This is a genomic window from uncultured Sneathiella sp., from assembly GCF_963976355.1.
GTDB lineage: Bacteria > Pseudomonadota > Alphaproteobacteria > Sneathiellales > Sneathiellaceae > Sneathiella.
Genome location: NZ_CAXBKA010000003.1, coordinates 13,858 through 29,906 on the forward strand (window position 1 = coordinate 13,858; position 16,049 = coordinate 29,906).

A 16,049-nucleotide genomic window follows, 5' to 3' on the forward strand; every position below is an offset into this window, starting at 1 on the left:
CACGTTCCAAGACAATTTTTCCTTCCAACTGCTACAATATGTGCACCGGCGCCATAACTCAAACGCAAAAAAAGCCCCGAAATCGAATGACTTCGGGGCTTTCGAATTTGGGGCGGGCGAGGGGTCTTGAACCCCCGACCTCCTGAGTCACAGTCAGGCGCTCTAACCAACTGAGCTACGCTCGCCGCAGGAGCCGCCTTGTTTAGCGATCCTATCGAGACCGGTCAAGAAAACTTTAGCCTGCCCGTTTAAAAAAATCAGCTAGTTTCCCGATTGCCGCCTCCAGCACTTCGTCCCTTTTGGAAAAGCAGAAGCGGGCGAAATTCGTGCGCGCGCCTTCGGACTGGTAAAAGGCACTGACCGGGACGGCGGCAACCCCGGCCTCCGTCGTGATCAGGCGGCAGAATTCCTCGTCCGTCCCATCGAAGCCGATCGAGCTGATATCCGCATTGATAAAATAGGTGCCGTCGCAATCTGCCGTCGTGAAGCCGATCCGGTTGAGGCCATTACGGAAAATATCCCTCTTCGACTGCATCGAGGATTTCAGATCCTGATAAAATTCATCATCCTTGGCGAGCCCGTAGGCCACCGCCTTCTGCAGGTTCGGCGCAGTCGTGAAGGTCAGAAACTGGTGCGCCTTGGCGATGCGCGCGGTCAGTTCCGCCGTGGCCGTCAGATAACCGACTTTCCAGCCCGTGAGAGAGAATGTCTTGCCCGCGGAGGCAATACGCGCCGTCCGCTCCCCCATGCCCGGCAGCGTCAGGAGCGAGAGATGCTTCTTGTTCCCGAAAATAATATGCTCATATACCTCATCACAGATGGCATAGGTATCATGCTTGATGGCGAGCTCCGCGATCAGTTCCAGCTCTTCGCGGCTGAAAACCTTGCCCGTCGGGTTCATCGGACTGTTCATCAGGATCAGCTTGGTCTTGTCACTGAACGCCGCGCGCAGTTTCGCCTCGTCAATCTCCCAGTTCGGGGGATCGAGGCGGACAAATTTCGGAATGCCGCCCGCCAGCTTTATCATGGGAAGGTAGCAATCATAAAGCGGCTCGAACAGGACCACCTCATCTCCCGGATTGATCAGGCCAAGCATACTGGCCGCCAGCGCCTCCGTCGCACCGGAGGTGACCAGCACATCCGTCTGCCAATTGACACTGAGGCCATAGAAGCGCGCATCATGCGCGGCAACGGCTTGCCGAAGCTCCGGGATGCCCATCATCGGCGGATACTGGTTCGGCCCCTCCTCCCCCGCCCGGGCGGCGGCATGGCGGATATCGGCGGGGCCATCCTCATCGGGGAAACCCTGTCCCAAGTTGATCGCCTTATGCTCGATTGCAAGCTTGGACATCACCTCGAAGATCGTTGTCCCGAAGTTGCTGAGCACATCACTGGTATTTTTCACGCTAGATCCTGTCAGAGATATTATTTTTCCCGACAGGTTATGCGTGGTTTTATCAGGATTTCAAGTGAAACCATAAGGGGGTGGAATGTTTGCGCCCCGATTTCTTGTTCCTCGGTCAGTCTTCCCGGTCCAGCTCGATCACTTCCAGGGATTTTTCATCCAGTTTCAAATCCCAGCGGGAGCCGTCTTCCTTGCGCGCATCATCGATTTCCCAGTAGGGGCCGTCATCATCAAGTTCGATCTCTTCCCAGCTCACATAGCCGAGTTTCTTAAGTTCCGCTGTCAGCATCGTCAATTCATCCGCATTAGGATTACGATCTGCGAGGGCCGGGTTACTCAAAGACAGGCTCGCAAGAACCAAAAGAGATGCTGAAACTAAGAACTTCATGACACTTCCAATCTGTAGAAAATCCGGTTAATTACATTTGAAAATCCTATATGGTATCGCTTGGTCGGCATTTGAAGGTTCATGAACAAAATCGTACAGACGGGAATAAACAATGGCTATTTCGGCAAAGATGGCGCGCCTTGGGACGGAAACTGCTTTTGATGTGCTGGCGCGGGCCAATGCGCTGGCGGCGGGCGGCATGGATGTCATCAACCTCGGCATCGGACAGCCGGACTTTCCCACGCCTGACAATATTGTCGAAGCGGCCGTCAAGGCACTTCGTGACGGGCAGCATGGCTATACGGCGGCGAACGGCATCCCCGAACTGCGGGAGGCCGTCGCCGAGGATATTTTAAAGTATCGCGGGGTAGAAGTTAATCCCGATCATATTATCGCCGTTCCCGGCGGCAAGGTCACCATGGCCTTCGCCATCGAGATATTCGGTGAGGATGGGGCGGAAATCATGTATCCCAATCCCGGTTTCCCGATATATGAAAGCATGATCCGCTTCACCGGCGCGACCCCGGTTCCGATCCGCCTGATTGAGGAGAACGGCTTTTCCTTTGATGCCGAAACCGTCCTCTCTCAGATTACCGGACGGACGAGACTGATCATTCTCAACACCCCGGCCAACCCGACCGGCGGTATTGTCCCCAAAGTTGAACTGGAAAAGCTTGTCGAAGGTCTGAAAAAACACCCGGAAGTCTATGTATTATCGGACGAAATATACAGCCGTATGACATACGACGGAGAAGGCCATTGCAGCATGTTGCAGTTCCCGGACTTGCGCGGCCGGCTGATCATCCTCGATGGCTGGTCGAAAACCTATGCCATGACGGGATGGCGGATGGGATGGGGGCTATGGCCGGAACATCTTGTCCCCCATGCCCAGCGCCTTTGTGTCAACTTCCATTCCTGCGTGAATGCCCCAGCGCAATATGCGGGGATAGAGGCGCTCAAGGGGGACCAGGGTCCGGTCGATAAAATGATGACGGCTTTTGATGAGCGCCGTGCCCTGATCCATGCAAGACTGAATGCCGCGCCGGGCGTGAGATGCGTTCTGCCGAAGGGCGCGTTCTATGCCTTTCCGAACATCTCCGATACCGGCCTGTCCGCAAAGGAGATGCAGGATCGCCTGCTGAATGAAAAAGGCGTTGCGGTCATCGCCGGAACCAGCTTCGGGGCAGAAGGCGAAGGCTATGTCCGTTTCTCCTATGCGAACTCGCTGGAAAATATCGAGTGCGCAATGGACCGCTTCGAAGACTTCCTGAAAGGATTGTAAGCCATGGAAGAAAAGCGCCTGACCGAGTTGGAGCTGAAATTCACGGAGCAGGAACATACCATCAGTGAACTCAGTGACATGATGAACCGGCAATGGCAGGAAATTGAAGTCCTCAAGCGGAAACTCGTCTCTGCCCATGATCGTATTTTATCGCTTGAGGATACAATGCCGGCCACGCCGGACGCCGAGAAACCGCCGCATTATTGACGAGCCATGTTGGTATTCCGCCACTGCTTGCATTTTTGTCCGGTGACCATTACAACCGCCCCTCATCTTTTACAGGGATATTGAAATGACTGACGCGCGTAACAAATCTGACGACGAAGCCAAGAACCCCGCCGAGGAAGATCCGGTCATCGGCTATATCCTTCGCGCCGTGAGTTCGGGCAAAGATGTCGCGCCTCAGGAAATTGCGGCGGCCATTGCTGCCGATCGCGCAAAATCGACCGCGCCCAAGGACATCTGGCGGAAGTATATGACCGCTGTGCGCCAGCAGGCTATTCACCTCGCCCGGCAGGACAAACTTCTGATCATCCGAAAGGGAGAAGTGGCGGATCCGAACGACTTCAAAGGACTTTATAAACTGCGCAGGATATCATTTGATTAATTTTTAATCATCTGCCTGTTTTTTAATCGCCTATTTTTTAGCCAACCTGCCTTCATGCGTTCAGTAAGTTCTGGAAACCGCAGTTTTTTAAGACTTCGGGAGCATTCAAAATTACTTCCCAATTCTGGCACGCCTCATGCTATAGAAAGGGCGAAGTCACCTTGGACGAACTGACATCTAAATTTAGTTGAGACCTGCCTTATGAAAAAAATCGAAGCGATCATCAAACCGTTCAAACTTGATGAAGTGAAGGAAGCTCTTCACGAAGTCGGACTACAGGGCATCACTGTTACCGAAGCGAAAGGTTTCGGCCGCCAGAAAGGCCATACGGAACTGTATCGCGGCGCGGAATATGTTGTGGATTTCCTGCCCAAGGTGAAAATCGAGATTGTTCTGGAAGATTCGCTGGTTGAAAGGGCGCTGGAAGCCATTCAACAGGCCGCCAGAACAGGACGGATCGGGGATGGAAAGATTTTCGTCTCCACCGTTGAAGAAGTCATTCGCATCCGGACGGGCGAGAAAGGCCCTGAAGCGATCTGAATTTATGCACGCCCGATAAACGGGCGGCGGAACCATTCCCCGAACAGTTAAACAGAGAGACGTTACAATGGCTGCTGATATTCTTAAAATGATCAAGGAAAACGAAGTCGAATATGTGGATCTTCGTTTTACCGACCCGAAAGGTAAATGGCAGCATCTCGCCATGCATGTGGATGTTGTTGATGAAGACATGTTTGAAGACGGCGTGATGTTCGACGGCTCGTCCATCACCGGCTGGAAAGCTATCAATGAATCGGACATGACCCTGATGCCGGACAATTCAACGGCCGTCATGGACCCGTTTGCAGCCCGCCCGACCCTGATTGTTTTCTGCGATATTCTTGATCCGATGAGCGGCGAGAGCTACGAGCGTGATCCGCGCTCCGTCGCGAAAAAGGCAGAAGCCTATCTCGCCAGCACAGGCATTGGCGACACCGCCTATTTCGGCCCGGAAGCAGAATTCTTCATGTTCGATGACGTGCAGTTCGCCAACGGCAGTCACCATACCTTCTATAAACTCAACGATGTTGAAGCCCCGACTATGGGCGGCGCCGAAATCGAAGGCGGCAACAGCGGCCACCGTCCGCGCGTCAAAGGCGGCTACTTTCCGGTCCAGCCCGTTGACAGTGGCGCCGACATCCGAAGTGAAATGGTCTCCGTCTGCAAGGAAATCGGTCTTTCGGTTGAGAAGCACCATCATGAAGTGGCACCGAGCCAGCACGAACTTGGCATGAAATTCAGCACTCTTGTCGGCGCAGCGGACGAAATCCAGAAGCAGAAATATGTCGTTCATAACGTCGCCCACGCCTATGGCAAGACGGTCACCTTTATGCCGAAACCGGTTTCGGGTGACAACGGCTCCGGAATGCACACCCATATGTCCATCTGGAAAGGCGGAAAACCGGCCTTCGCGGGATCGGGATATGCGGACCTTTCCGAAACAGCGCTGTTCTACATTGGTGGCGTTATCAAGCATGCCAAGGCACTCAATGCCTTTACCAATGCGAGCACGAACTCCTACAAGCGTCTTATTCCAGGCTTTGAGGCACCGGTCCTGCTCGCCTATTCCGCGCGCAACCGTTCCGCTTCATGCCGTATCCCCTACTCCCCGAGCCCGAACGGCAAACGCGTTGAAGTCCGCTTCCCGGACTGCACGGCAAACCCCTATCTTGCCTTTGCGGCCATGATGATGGCGGGCCTTGACGGCATCCAGAATAAAATCCATCCGGGCGATGCCATGGACAAGGACCTTTATGACCTGCCGCCGGAAGAATTGAAAGACATCCCGACGGTTTGTGGCTCGCTGCGCGAAGCGCTGGAAGCTCTCGATGCAGACCGCGAGTTCCTGAAAAAGGGCGGCGTCTTCACTGATGACATGATCGACGGATATATCACCATGAAATGGGATGACGTCTTCAAGTTCGAACATGCCCCGCATCCGGTCGAGTTCGATATGTATTACAGCGTCTGACAGTACTTCAGACCAAAAAAAGGCCGCTGGAAAACCAGCGGCCTTTCTTCTTATATGTCGCTATTTATCGTTTTCCGACCCGTCCTGGTCATTGGATGACATCCTCGCCCTTTTGAATCCAGGCAAGAAACTTTGACGATGTTTTCACTTCACTCCATTTTTTTGGAAGCACGCCTTTGTATCCTTTTTCATCAAATCCTGTTGGATCAGATACAACGATGTCGCCGGTTTCAACATTAACGTATCCTTGGAAATCATATATGTTCAGTTGAGATTCCTTGCCTACAATTACATTAATACTCGCCGTTACATTATTGAAATAATTAATATATTCATCTTTTCTCTGTTTCCAATTTTCTTCATCTTCATCGATCTCCTTGCTCTTATTTACGACAAGGAAATCTAAGTCTTGCTCACCCTTGAATTCCATCCAGCCAACTGAAGAATCATAATAAACGGTGACATAGCCCGGACACACGAGATCCTGTCGCTCGAGACAGGCGAAATACCTTAAATTATACTGCCCTTTGTCAAACATCTCGATCATTGGTACGCCAAGCTTGCTGTCCAGCTCCTCCATGATCTGAAGTTCATATTTAATAATGCGAAGAAGGACAGCATTAACGGCCTGCTGATTGAGTTGTTTGATGAATGTTTCCCCGTTCAAATCCTGATATTTTTCGTACTTGCCATACGCTTCCTTATCATTGAAATGGTAGATGAGTTGATTTACGCTTTTATGAAAAGCTGTCGCCCCCAGCTGCGCGAATGAAAATACGGCTTTGGAATGCTTAACCTTGTAGCCCCATTTGAATGAACCATGACCAAGATAAACCACCGGCAACCTATTGGTTTCCGTTGTCGAGTTTTTCTTGAAGATTTCTATAAATTGGACCTGCTTTGCGTCATTATCGTCAAAAGCCATGACATTTGTCGATATCAGACACAATATCAGCAACGGGAATAATATTTTCCGCATCATTTATATCCTAAATATATATAAACGTGCGAACAGGCTAATTGTGAAGCCTTTAGTTTCCCCTCCTGTATGTCGAAATATTAATCGACCGGGCGCGGCTTGCCATTATCATCGATAGCAACGAATACATATGTTCCTTCGGTCACCTTGATTTCATCGGGATTCAATTTTCGCGTGACTATGGTCGTCAGCTTCACGGCAACCGATGTCCGCCCGACCCGCTCAATTTCGCCATAGATACTGACGACATCACCCACCTTGATCGGCTGATGAAAGGTCATCGCCTCAACAGCAACCGTAACGGTGCGCCCCTTCGCCCGACGCGCCGCCAGAATGCCGCCTGCCATGTCCATCTGCGACAAGACCCAGCCGCCGAATATATCCCCGTTATTGTTACAATCACTGGGCATTGGCGCTGTGCGGATGACGGGATCGCGGAATTCATTCGACATGATCTTTGGGCTTCCTAGTTGCTATGTGTTAGGGGTATAAGTTATACACTTTCAGCCGGTTGAAAAAACAGGTTTTATCCTGAACAGCGTAACTTTTAGGTCAGCGAAACAGCTTTATGTCCGATCTTTTCCAACAAACAAAATCTGATAGCTCCGATTACTCTGCAAAGGACATTGAAGTCCTTGAAGGACTGGAGCCTGTCCGTCTCCGGCCCGGCATGTATATTGGCGGCACGGACGAGCGCGCGCGCCACCATTTGGCGGCGGAAGTGCTCGACAACTCGATGGACGAGGCGGTCGCCGGTCATGCCACCCGTATCGAGGTAGAGCTGTTCGCCGATGGCTCCCTCGCCATTCGCGACAACGGACGCGGCATTCCCATTGACCGCCACCCCAAGTTCAAAGACAAGTCGGCACTGGAAGTGATCCTGACCACGCTTCATTCAGGCGGTAAATTTTCGAACAAAGTCTATCACACGGCGGGTGGCCTGCATGGCGTCGGTATTTCCGTTGTGAACGCCCTCTCCGATCGGATGACAGTCGAGGTTGCCCGCGACAAGGAACTCTGGCGGCAGGAATTCTCAAAGGGCGCTCCCCTGACACAGCTTGAAAAAGTCGGCGCTGCACCGAACCGCCGCGGTACCTCCGTCCAGTTCCATCCCGATCCGGAAATCTTCGAAAAGGGCACCGCCCTACGTCCGGCGAGGCTCTACAAGATGGTCCGGTCAAAGGCCTATCTTTTCCGGGGCGTGGAAATCCGCTGGAAATGTGATGAGGAACTGATCAAGGACGATACGCCTGCCGAGGCCACGCTCCATTTTCCGGGCGGCTTGCGCGACTTCCTCAATGCCTCCCTCGACGGTGTAAAGGCCGTGACGCAGGAGCCCTTCTCCGGACGGGTCGAAATGGACAATGACCGTGGACGCGTTGAATGGGCAATTGCCTGGCCGCTGACGAATATCTCGTTCCTCAACTCCTACTGCAATACCGTGCCGACGCCGGAAGGCGGCACTCATGAGCTCGGTTTCCGGGGCGCACTCCTGCGTGGCCTCAAAGCCTATGGCGAGCTGATCAACAACAAGAAGGCGGCACAGATCACGGCGGAGGATATTCTCTCAAGCGCATCCGCCGTACTGTCCGTCTTTATCCCCGATCCGCAGTTCCAGGGACAGACGAAGGAAAAACTCACGACCACGGAAGCAAGCCGCCTTGTCGATCTTGCCATCAAGGATCATTTCGATAACTGGCTGGCGGGTGCGCCGGATCAGGCGAATAATCTGCTCGCCTGGGTGATCGAAAAATCCGAGGAACGGCTGCGCCGCCGTCAGGAAAAGGAAACCAGCCGCAAGACCGCGACGAGCCGCCTGCGGCTTCCCGGCAAGCTGGCCGATTGTAGCCAGAGCGGACGAGAAGGCACGGAGATTTTCATTGTCGAGGGTGACAGCGCCGGCGGCTCCGCCAAACAGGGTCGCGACCGCAAGACACAAGCGATCCTGCCGCTGCGCGGAAAGATCCTCAATGTTGCCTCCGCCACCAACGACAAGATCAACGCCAACCAGGAACTGAAGGATCTCATCCAGGCGCTCGGATGCGGCTTGCGCGACAAATACCGGAGTGAGGACCTCCGCTATGACAAGGTCATCATCATGACTGACGCCGATGTCGACGGCGCGCACATTGCCTCGCTCCTGATGACCTTCTTTTACCGCGAGATGCGGCAACTGATCACTGACGGCCATCTCTATCTGGCGCAGCCACCGCTTTACCGGCTCTCGCAGGGGGGCAAGACCCTCTATGCCATGGACGACGCCCATAAAGACCGCTTGATGGAAACCGAGTTCTCAGGCCGCGGCAAGGTCGATATCAGCCGGTTTAAAGGCCTTGGCGAAATGCCGCCAGCCCAGCTCAAGGAAACGACGATGAACCCGGAAAAGCGGGTTCTGCTTAAAGTCGATGTTCCGATGGAGGAATTCGGCGAGACTGCCGATCGCGTGGAAAGCCTGATGGGCAAACGACCGGAACTGCGGTTCTCCTTCATTCAAGAGAACGCGCAGTATGTTGAGGATCTGGACGTTTAGGCGGAGATTTAACTCCGTGCAAGCCAATGGCGCATATATTTACTGGTAACTTCCGGCTCTTCCATCGTTGGCAAATGGCCGCAGTTCGGAATTTCTACATATTGCGCGGTCGGGATCTCAACGGCCATCGCGCGCTGTAGCTTCGGTGGAATCAGCATGTCATCCGCCCCGGCCAGAATGAGCGTCGGGCAGGAAATCGTTTTCAGCATCTCCGTCAGCACATCGCGATCCAGCAGCGCCCTCTCCTGCCTAAGGAAAGCTTCCTTGCCGACATCTTCCGCCATCTTGAAAATGCGGGCGATAAGCTCTTCATCATTCAGGCGTGATTCATGGATCAGGATCGGCAGAAGGCTCCGGGTCACCCCCTTAAAGGTCGAGCCCTGCTCAACCAGCTTGATGAAATCGAGCCGTCTTCGCCGATCTTCAGGCGAGTCGGCGACGGCCCGCGAATCCATAATCGCCAGATGGGTCACCCGTTCCGGCGCCTGTCGCATGACCTCGAGAGCGATATAGCCGCCCATGCTCAACCCGGCGAGAGCAAACCGCTCGGGCGCTTCCGACAGAAGCCGTCTGGCAATCGCGGGCATCGTATCGTCGCGTGTGTGATCCGCAATGGTGATATCGGCGATATCATCCAGTGCCTCAATCTGATCGCGCCATAAATCTCCGGTGCAGAGCAACCCCGGAATAAGCACAAGTGAATGTTTTTCTGTCATTTTTTTATAAATTGATGTAGTTTAGACGCTACTTTGATGTTTAGAGATTAAAATCTCTTTTACAGTCAAGGCGTCCGCTTGAGAACCGTTAACTTTAATTCCTTGGCATTTTAGTGTAATACAGCCGTCTCAGGCGCGGTTTTACTGGGAAATTCGCAGGAAACATTTGACAGAGAGCGTTAATTCTCTAGATTGCGCTCAGTTTTAAGAAGATTTTATATTTATTCGAACGGTAGTTCACACTATATGATATTTGCAGATCTCGGCCTCAGCACCGAAGTATTAAAAGCGGTTAAAGAAACCGGTTACGAAAACCCCACCCCCATTCAGGAAAAGGCTATTCCTTATGTACTGATGGGGCGCGACGTGCTTGGCACGGCTCAGACGGGAACCGGCAAAACCGCAAGTTTCACCTTGCCAATGATTGATATTCTCGCCGCGGGTCAGGCAAAGGCGCGCATGCCACGCTCCCTGATCCTGGAACCCACGCGGGAACTGGCGGCACAGGTCGCCGATAATTTCGAGAATTATGGCAAATACAGCAATCTCTCCATGGCCCTCCTGATTGGCGGGATGTCTTTTTCCGATCAGGACGCCAAGCTCGACAAAGGCGTCGACGTCCTGATCGCAACTCCCGGCCGTCTGCTCGACCATGTGGAACGCGGCAAGGTGCTGCTTAACGGCGTCAAAACACTTGTGATTGACGAAGCCGACCGCATGATGGACATGGGCTTCATTCCGGATGTCGAACGGATTGTCTCCCTGTTGCCGCCGCTTCGCCAGACGCTTTTCTTCTCGGCCACCATGTCGAAGGAAATGCGCAAGCTGGCGGACAAGTTCCTGATGAACCCGAAGGAAGTCGCCGTCTCTCTGCCCACCTCAACCGCGGCGACGGTGACGCAGGGACTTTATGTCGTGCAGCGCGCCGAAAAGCGTCCGCTTATCCGAAAGCTGTTGGAACAGGAAGAAGTCAGGACTGCCTTCATCTTCTGCAACCGCAAGAAAGATGTCGATATTCTGCTGGGATCGCTTATCAAGCATGGCTTCAATGCAGGGGCACTGCATGGCGACATGAGTCAAAGCCATCGCATGGAAACGCTCGATAAGTTCAAAAATGGCGAAATCAAGATTCTCGTCTGCTCCGATGTCGCTGCGCGCGGCATCGATGTCAGTTCCGTCAGTCACGTCTTCAACTTCGATGTCCCGACACATGCGGAGGATTATATTCATCGCATCGGGCGGACCGGGCGTGCCGGACAGCAAGGCCACGCCTATACTATCGCCACGAAAAGCGAAGACAAATATTTGGAAGCCGTCCAGAAGCTTGTGGGTAAGGAAATCCCTGTGCTGAAGCTGGAGGGAATGGATGAGATCAGCGAGGAAGCCGCGGAGATCGCCGCTCGAGAAAAGAAGACGGGCCGTAACCAGAAAGGCGGCCGCCGCCACGCCGCAGACCAGGCCCCGAAAGCAAGGGGATCCGGCAAAAAAGCCGAACCGGCCGCAGACAAAGCCACAAAAAATTCCGGCAAGAAAGAAAATAAGGCATCCGGCACCATGGTGCAAAAAGGACGACCGCCCCGACATGCAAATGATGAGGGGGATAGCCCCGTTGTCGGCCTTGGGGACAACATCCCTGCCTTCTTTAAAATTCCGCTCGGGAAGACAGCCCAGAAATAAGAGCAATCCAATACAAGGCTTCCGATGGAAGCCTTTTTTACTTTCAACTGCCGTCAAAATTTGTATTATACAACAACATTTTACACCCCGGCATGCAGCGACAGGGACTCTGCGGGAAGGTAGGTTTTTGTGAAAACAATTTTTATCATGGTAAAATGTGAGCTTGGCAAAGCCTATCATGTTGCCGCAGAGGCGGTGGAGAATGTCGAGAATGTATCGGAAGTCTATTCGATTTCTGGCAAGTATGACCTGATGATGAAATGCTATCTCAATGATGATCAGGATACGGGCCATTTCGTGAATGAGCAGATTCAGGCCCTTCCGGGCATCAAGGACACCTTTACCATGATAACCTTCAAGGCCTTCAACTAACCTCAATCCAACGCAATCGGATGCAAGGTCAGGAAAACAATTCCTTTGCGCCGATGACAAAAAGCCTTAATCTACGGACTTCTAATGGGAGTAGTGCAGGACATATGTTTCCGATACAGCACAGGGAGAATTTATTGTGAACAAGAAATTTATCAGCCTGATTTCCGCCTTGGCGTTAATGGGCACTCCGGCCATCGCAAGTGCCGCAGATCCCGTTAAAATCGGCTTCGTGACGACACTGACGACAGGTGCCGGCGCAATCGGCAAAGACATGCGTGAAGCTGTCGATCTCGCGGTTGAACATCTCGGCGGCAAAATGGCCGGACGCGATATTGAAGTGATTTACGAGGATGATGGCTTCAAACCGGAAATCGGCAAGCAGAAAACCGACAAACTGGTCAAAAAGGACAATGTTGACTTTATCGCAGGCTACATCTGGAGCCATGTTCTGATGGCCTCCTACAAGAGCGCCGTCGATAACGACACATTCATGATCAGCTCCAACGCCGGGCCAAGCCCTCTTGCCGGTAAACTCTGCCATGAAGACCTCTTCTCGACCTCCTGGCAGAATGACCAGACAACCATGGCCATGGGCGAAGTATTGAACCAGCGCGGGATTAAGAAGCTCTATATCATGGCTCCGAACTATGCCGCGGGTAAGAATATGGTCAGCGGGGTTGAACGGACCTTTAAAGGCGAAATTATCGGCAAGGACATGACGAAATTCCCGGATCAGCTTGACTTCTCTGCCGAATTGGCAAAAGTCCGTGCCGCCGAGCCGGATGCCTTGTTTGTCTTCTATCCCGGCAAGCATGGGGCCCAGTTCATCACGCAATATGCCCAGGCCGAATTGAACAAGACCGTTCCGCTTTATACGACTTTCACGATCGACAGCATCAGCCTGCCCCGTGTCGGTGAACTGGCGGAAGGCAGCCTTATGACCATGTTCTGGTCACCCGATCTTGATACCCCGGCAAACAAGAAATTTGTGACGGACTTCAAGGCGAAATACGGTCACTATCCAAGCCATTATGCGGCGCAGTCCTATGATTCCATCATGCTGATCAACAGCGCGGTGGAGAAAGTCAATGGCGACCTGAGCGATCGGGATGCTGTTCGTAGCGCTCTGAAAGCTGCAGATTTCCAGAGCGTTCGCGGGGAGCTTAAATTCGGAAATAACCATATTCCGATCCAGAATTTCTACCTGCGCGAAGTTGTCAAGGATGAAAACGGCGACTATACGACGAAGATCGTGTCAACCGTTTATGAAAACCATCAGGATCCCTATGCTCAAGAATGCAACATGAAATAAGCTATCAGCCATTCTGATGAGAACGGAAAAGGCGCGTATGTCTACAGGGCCTACGCGCTTTTTTGTTCAGGTTAAGGCAAATTCACGATAAGGCGTCACCATGAACTGGTTGTTATTGCTGGAGCAGATACTCAACGGTTTCCAGCTTGGCCTGCTGTTATTTCTGTTGGCGGCCGGGCTGACGCTTGTTTTTGGCATCATGGACATGGTCAATCTGGCGCATGGATCGCTCTATATGATGGGCGCCTATTTTTGCGCGACCTTCACAGGCTGGACCGACTCCTTCCTACTCGGCGCCTTCTTGACTTTGCCCGCCGTCTTTCTTCTCGGCATTATCGTCGAGATGATCGCGCTTCGAACCCTGTATGCCCGCGACCATCTGGATCAGGTCATGGCGACCTTTGGCCTGATCCTGTTCTTCAATGAGGCAACGCGCCTGATCTGGGGGCCGATTGGTCTCGTCATCCCGCTTCCCGACTTTTTAAATGAGACGGTGGAAATCATTCCGGGCGCCCCCTACCCGGCTTTCCGTCTCGCGATTATTCTTGTCGGTTTCATCGTTGCAGGACTGCTCTATTTTATCGTGGCCCGAACGAAGCTTGGCATGCTGATCCGGGCAGGCGCCAGCAACCGCGAAATGATCGGGGCGCTCGGGATCAATATCCGGCTCCTGTTTACGCTTGTTTTCGGACTCGGTGCGGCGCTCGCCGGGCTCGCCGGACTGATGGCCGGGCCGATCCTCTCGGTGGAGATCGGCATGGGCGAAAGCATTCTGATCCTGACCCTGGTTGTTATCGTTATCGGCGGCATTGGCTCGATCAAGGGCGCCTTTATCGCCGCCATCCTGATCGGCCTGATTGATACGGTGGGACGATCCTTCCTGCCCGAGATACTGAACCTCGTCCTGCCAGAGGCCAGCGCCTCAACGGCCGCCCCGGCAATTTCATCGATGATGATATATCTGCTAATGGCCCTCGTCCTTGCTATCAAGCCGCAAGGCCTCTTTCCACCAAAAGGGGTTGGCCGATGACCATATCTTCCCGGCATATTCTGAATACAGCCCTGCTTGTCTTCCTCGGCCTGATCCCCTTCATCACGGACTGGATGGGCGACAGCTTCTACACGGGCCTTGTCGCACGCATTCTGATCCTCGCCATTGCCGCCCTCAGTCTCAACTTGCTGATCGGATATGGCGGCATGGTCAGCTTCGGTCACGCCGCCTACATCGGCGTTGGCGCCTATTGCGTCGGTATCGGGGCCTTTCATGCTTTCGAGGACGGTATCGACTGGATGCTGAACGGCTATGTGCAGCTCAGCGCGGCATTGCTGGGATCGGCTTTCATTGCCCTGATCATTGGCGCCATCAGCCTCAGAACACGGGGTGTCTATTTCATCATGATCACCATGGCCTTCTCCCAGATGCTGTATTTCAGTGCCGTCGGCGTTGAAACCTATGGCGCCGATGACGGGCTGACGATCTATCAGCGCAGTGACATGCTGGGCCTGATTGACCTGAATGACGAAAAGAGTCTATATTACCTGATATTTGCATCGCTGCTTGTCGTTCTCTACCTCATGCACCGGCTTGTTGAGTCACCCTTCGGCAATGTCATACGCGGCACCAGATCGAACGAAGCCAGAATGCGCGCCATCGGCTTCTCGCCCTATAAATACCGCCTGACGGCCTTTGTTATAGCCGGAACCATTGCCGGATATGCGGGCTTCCTGATGGCCAACCTCAATGACTTCGTCAGCCCCGATATGATGCATTGGACCCGCTCCGGTGACCTTATCATCATGATTGTACTCGGCGGTATGGCCAGTCTCTTTGGCCCGCTATATGGAGCGCTTGCCTTTTTGATGCTGGAGGAGCTGCTGTCCTCCATTCCGCTCACGGTCGGCGGCCTTCACGTCGGCGAATACTGGCAGCTGATATTCGGGCCGCTCCTGATCCTGATCGTGCTGTTTGCCCGCAATGGCATTGACAGCTTCCTTCCGCAGTCGAGGAAAAGCTCATGACGGCGAATGATATTCTGATCGTTGAGAAGCTGGTAAAGCGCTATGACGGGCTGCTGGCAACGGATGGCCTGTCGCTTACCGTGCGTGAGGGGGAACTGCACGCCATTATCGGTCCCAATGGCGCAGGAAAGACCACTTTGATCAAGCAGCTGACCGGAGAAATCCCCTCGGACGGCGGCAAAATCATTTTTAATGGCCGTAACCTGCGACGCCATTCGGAACCGAAGCGTTCTCATCTCGGGCTCGCCCGGTCGTTCCAGATTACCTCCCTCTTTCAGAATTTCACGGTTCTCGAGAATATCCGCCTTGCGGTCCAGGCCCACAGCGGACATTCCTTTCAATTCTGGAAAAAGGTCGACGAGAATAAGAAACTCAACGAACCGACCCAAAAAATTCTGCAAGAGCTGGAACTGGAGGAGCAGGCACATACGCCGGTTTACAGTTTAAGCCATGGGGCGCAGCGGCAACTTGAAATTGCCATCGCCCTCGCAACCAAACCGAAGATGCTGCTGCTGGACGAGCCGATGGCCGGCATGTCAGGGGAAGACAGCGAGCGCCTGATCGAACGTCTCGCGGCGCTGAAATCTCGTTACAGCATTCTGTTGATTGAACATGATATGGATGCGGTTTTCAGCCTTGCCGACAGAATTAGCGTTCTTGTCTATGGGCGGGCAATTGCGACGGGAACCCCCGATGAAATCCGCGATAACGAAGAAGTCCGTCAGGCCTATCTCGGGGAGGAAAGCTGAAC

The 16,049-nt window shown here is 53.3% G+C and carries 17 protein-coding genes and 1 tRNA gene; 12 read left to right on the forward strand and 6 right to left on the reverse strand.

The window, feature by feature from the left end; all coding sequences use genetic code 11:
* Positions 1–108 precede the first annotated feature (108 nt).
* The 3 genes from AAC599_RS07015 to AAC599_RS07025 all read right to left on the reverse strand — a co-directional run bounded on the left by AAC599_RS07015 (position 109) and on the right by AAC599_RS07025 (position 1,793).
* A tRNA-His gene (locus tag AAC599_RS07015) sits at positions 109–185 on the reverse strand.
* A 50-nt stretch (positions 186–235) separates the two neighbouring features.
* On the reverse strand, positions 236–1,405 hold the full coding sequence (locus AAC599_RS07020; RefSeq protein ID WP_340149697.1) for an aminotransferase: 1,170 nt from the start codon (positions 1,403–1,405) through the stop codon (positions 236–238).
* 115 nt (positions 1,406–1,520) lie between these two features.
* Entirely contained in the window at positions 1,521–1,793 is a 273-nt protein-coding gene (locus tag AAC599_RS07025; protein WP_340149698.1) for a PepSY domain-containing protein, read from the reverse strand.
* Between the two features lie 112 nt (positions 1,794–1,905).
* On the opposite strand from AAC599_RS07025, the gene AAC599_RS07030 reads away from it, so the two are divergent.
* From AAC599_RS07030 to glnA, 5 genes are all read left to right on the forward strand, one after another.
* Positions 1,906–3,075: a pyridoxal phosphate-dependent aminotransferase gene (locus AAC599_RS07030; RefSeq protein WP_340149699.1), complete on the forward strand. Its 1,170-nt coding sequence runs from the start codon at positions 1,906–1,908 to the stop codon at positions 3,073–3,075.
* 3 nt (positions 3,076–3,078) lie between these two features.
* Positions 3,079–3,282: a SlyX family protein gene (locus tag AAC599_RS07035; RefSeq protein ID WP_340149700.1), complete on the forward strand. Its 204-nt coding sequence runs from the start codon at positions 3,079–3,081 to the stop codon at positions 3,280–3,282.
* Positions 3,283–3,367: 85 nt separating this feature from the next.
* Positions 3,368–3,682 carry a DUF3253 domain-containing protein gene (locus tag AAC599_RS07040; protein ID WP_340149701.1) on the forward strand — a complete coding sequence of 105 codons (315 nt, stop codon included), beginning with the start codon at positions 3,368–3,370 and terminating at the stop codon, positions 3,680–3,682.
* Between the two features lie 201 nt (positions 3,683–3,883).
* Complete coding sequence (locus AAC599_RS07045) at positions 3,884–4,222, forward strand: P-II family nitrogen regulator (protein ID WP_293962718.1); 339 nt, start codon at positions 3,884–3,886, stop codon at positions 4,220–4,222.
* 67 nt (positions 4,223–4,289) lie between these two features.
* Complete coding sequence (glnA, locus tag AAC599_RS07050) at positions 4,290–5,693, forward strand: type I glutamate--ammonia ligase (RefSeq protein ID WP_340149702.1); 1,404 nt, start codon at positions 4,290–4,292, stop codon at positions 5,691–5,693.
* A gap of 88 nt (positions 5,694–5,781) precedes the next feature.
* On the opposite strand, the gene AAC599_RS07055 is transcribed toward glnA, so the two are convergent.
* Positions 5,782–6,618 (reverse strand): hypothetical protein, encoded by an 837-nt coding sequence (locus AAC599_RS07055; RefSeq protein ID WP_340149703.1) that lies wholly within the window; start codon positions 6,616–6,618, stop codon positions 5,782–5,784.
* A gap of 134 nt (positions 6,619–6,752) precedes the next feature.
* On the reverse strand, positions 6,753–7,124 hold the full coding sequence (locus tag AAC599_RS07060; protein WP_293962720.1) for an acyl-CoA thioesterase: 372 nt from the start codon (positions 7,122–7,124) through the stop codon (positions 6,753–6,755).
* Between the two features lie 116 nt (positions 7,125–7,240).
* Here AAC599_RS07060 and parE point away from each other — a divergent pair, with 116 nt between their 5' ends.
* Positions 7,241–9,202 (forward strand): DNA topoisomerase IV subunit B, encoded by a 1,962-nt coding sequence (parE, locus tag AAC599_RS07065; RefSeq protein ID WP_340149704.1) that lies wholly within the window; start codon positions 7,241–7,243, stop codon positions 9,200–9,202.
* An 8-nt stretch (positions 9,203–9,210) separates the two neighbouring features.
* On the opposite strand, the gene AAC599_RS07070 is transcribed toward parE, so the two are convergent.
* Entirely contained in the window at positions 9,211–9,918 is a 708-nt protein-coding gene (locus tag AAC599_RS07070; RefSeq protein WP_340149705.1) for an alpha/beta hydrolase, read from the reverse strand.
* A 246-nt stretch (positions 9,919–10,164) separates the two neighbouring features.
* On the opposite strand from AAC599_RS07070, the gene AAC599_RS07075 reads away from it, so the two are divergent.
* The 6 genes from AAC599_RS07075 to AAC599_RS07100 all read left to right on the forward strand — a co-directional run bounded on the left by AAC599_RS07075 (position 10,165) and on the right by AAC599_RS07100 (position 16,047).
* Positions 10,165–11,595: a DEAD/DEAH box helicase gene (locus AAC599_RS07075; RefSeq protein ID WP_340149706.1), complete on the forward strand. Its 1,431-nt coding sequence runs from the start codon at positions 10,165–10,167 to the stop codon at positions 11,593–11,595.
* Positions 11,596–11,724: 129 nt separating this feature from the next.
* On the forward strand, positions 11,725–11,967 hold the full coding sequence (locus tag AAC599_RS07080; RefSeq protein ID WP_340149707.1) for an Lrp/AsnC ligand binding domain-containing protein: 243 nt from the start codon (positions 11,725–11,727) through the stop codon (positions 11,965–11,967).
* A 136-nt stretch (positions 11,968–12,103) separates the two neighbouring features.
* Complete coding sequence (locus AAC599_RS07085) at positions 12,104–13,279, forward strand: ABC transporter substrate-binding protein (RefSeq protein ID WP_340149708.1); 1,176 nt, start codon at positions 12,104–12,106, stop codon at positions 13,277–13,279.
* A 100-nt stretch (positions 13,280–13,379) separates the two neighbouring features.
* Entirely contained in the window at positions 13,380–14,309 is a 930-nt protein-coding gene (locus AAC599_RS07090; RefSeq protein WP_340149709.1) for a branched-chain amino acid ABC transporter permease, read from the forward strand.
* Entirely contained in the window at positions 14,306–15,298 is a 993-nt protein-coding gene (locus AAC599_RS07095; RefSeq protein ID WP_340149710.1) for a branched-chain amino acid ABC transporter permease, read from the forward strand. Before AAC599_RS07090 ends, AAC599_RS07095 begins: the two co-directional genes overlap by 4 nt.
* Positions 15,295–16,047, forward strand: a complete 753-nt coding sequence (locus AAC599_RS07100) for an ABC transporter ATP-binding protein (RefSeq protein WP_340149711.1) — start codon at positions 15,295–15,297, stop codon at positions 16,045–16,047. Before AAC599_RS07095 ends, AAC599_RS07100 begins: the two co-directional genes overlap by 4 nt.
* Positions 16,048–16,049: the final 2 nt, after the last annotated feature.

Excerpts from the sequence above, each read along its gene's own strand:
- AAC599_RS07025 (WP_340149698.1), bottom strand. The coding sequence starts at position 1,793 with ATGAAGTTCTTAGTTTCAGCATCTCTTTTGGTTCTTGCGAGCCTGTCT.
- AAC599_RS07030 (WP_340149699.1), top strand. The coding sequence starts at position 1,906 with ATGGCTATTTCGGCAAAGATGGCGCGCCTTGGGACGGAAACTGCTTTT.
- AAC599_RS07035 (WP_340149700.1), top strand. The coding sequence starts at position 3,079 with ATGGAAGAAAAGCGCCTGACCGAGTTGGAGCTGAAATTCACGGAGCAG.
- AAC599_RS07040 (WP_340149701.1), top strand. The coding sequence starts at position 3,368 with ATGACTGACGCGCGTAACAAATCTGACGACGAAGCCAAGAACCCCGCC.
- AAC599_RS07045 (WP_293962718.1), top strand. The coding sequence starts at position 3,884 with ATGAAAAAAATCGAAGCGATCATCAAACCGTTCAAACTTGATGAAGTG.
- glnA (WP_340149702.1), top strand. The coding sequence starts at position 4,290 with ATGGCTGCTGATATTCTTAAAATGATCAAGGAAAACGAAGTCGAATAT.
- AAC599_RS07055 (WP_340149703.1), bottom strand. The coding sequence starts at position 6,618 with ATGGCTTTTGACGATAATGACGCAAAGCAGGTCCAATTTATAGAAATC.
- AAC599_RS07060 (WP_293962720.1), bottom strand. The coding sequence starts at position 7,124 with ATGTCGAATGAATTCCGCGATCCCGTCATCCGCACAGCGCCAATGCCC.
- parE (WP_340149704.1), top strand. The coding sequence starts at position 7,241 with ATGTCCGATCTTTTCCAACAAACAAAATCTGATAGCTCCGATTACTCT.
- AAC599_RS07070 (WP_340149705.1), bottom strand. The coding sequence starts at position 9,918 with ATGACAGAAAAACATTCACTTGTGCTTATTCCGGGGTTGCTCTGCACC.
- AAC599_RS07075 (WP_340149706.1), top strand. The coding sequence starts at position 10,165 with ATGATATTTGCAGATCTCGGCCTCAGCACCGAAGTATTAAAAGCGGTT.
- AAC599_RS07090 (WP_340149709.1), top strand. The coding sequence starts at position 13,380 with ATGAACTGGTTGTTATTGCTGGAGCAGATACTCAACGGTTTCCAGCTT.
- AAC599_RS07095 (WP_340149710.1), top strand. The coding sequence starts at position 14,306 with ATGACCATATCTTCCCGGCATATTCTGAATACAGCCCTGCTTGTCTTC.
- AAC599_RS07100 (WP_340149711.1), top strand. The coding sequence starts at position 15,295 with ATGACGGCGAATGATATTCTGATCGTTGAGAAGCTGGTAAAGCGCTAT.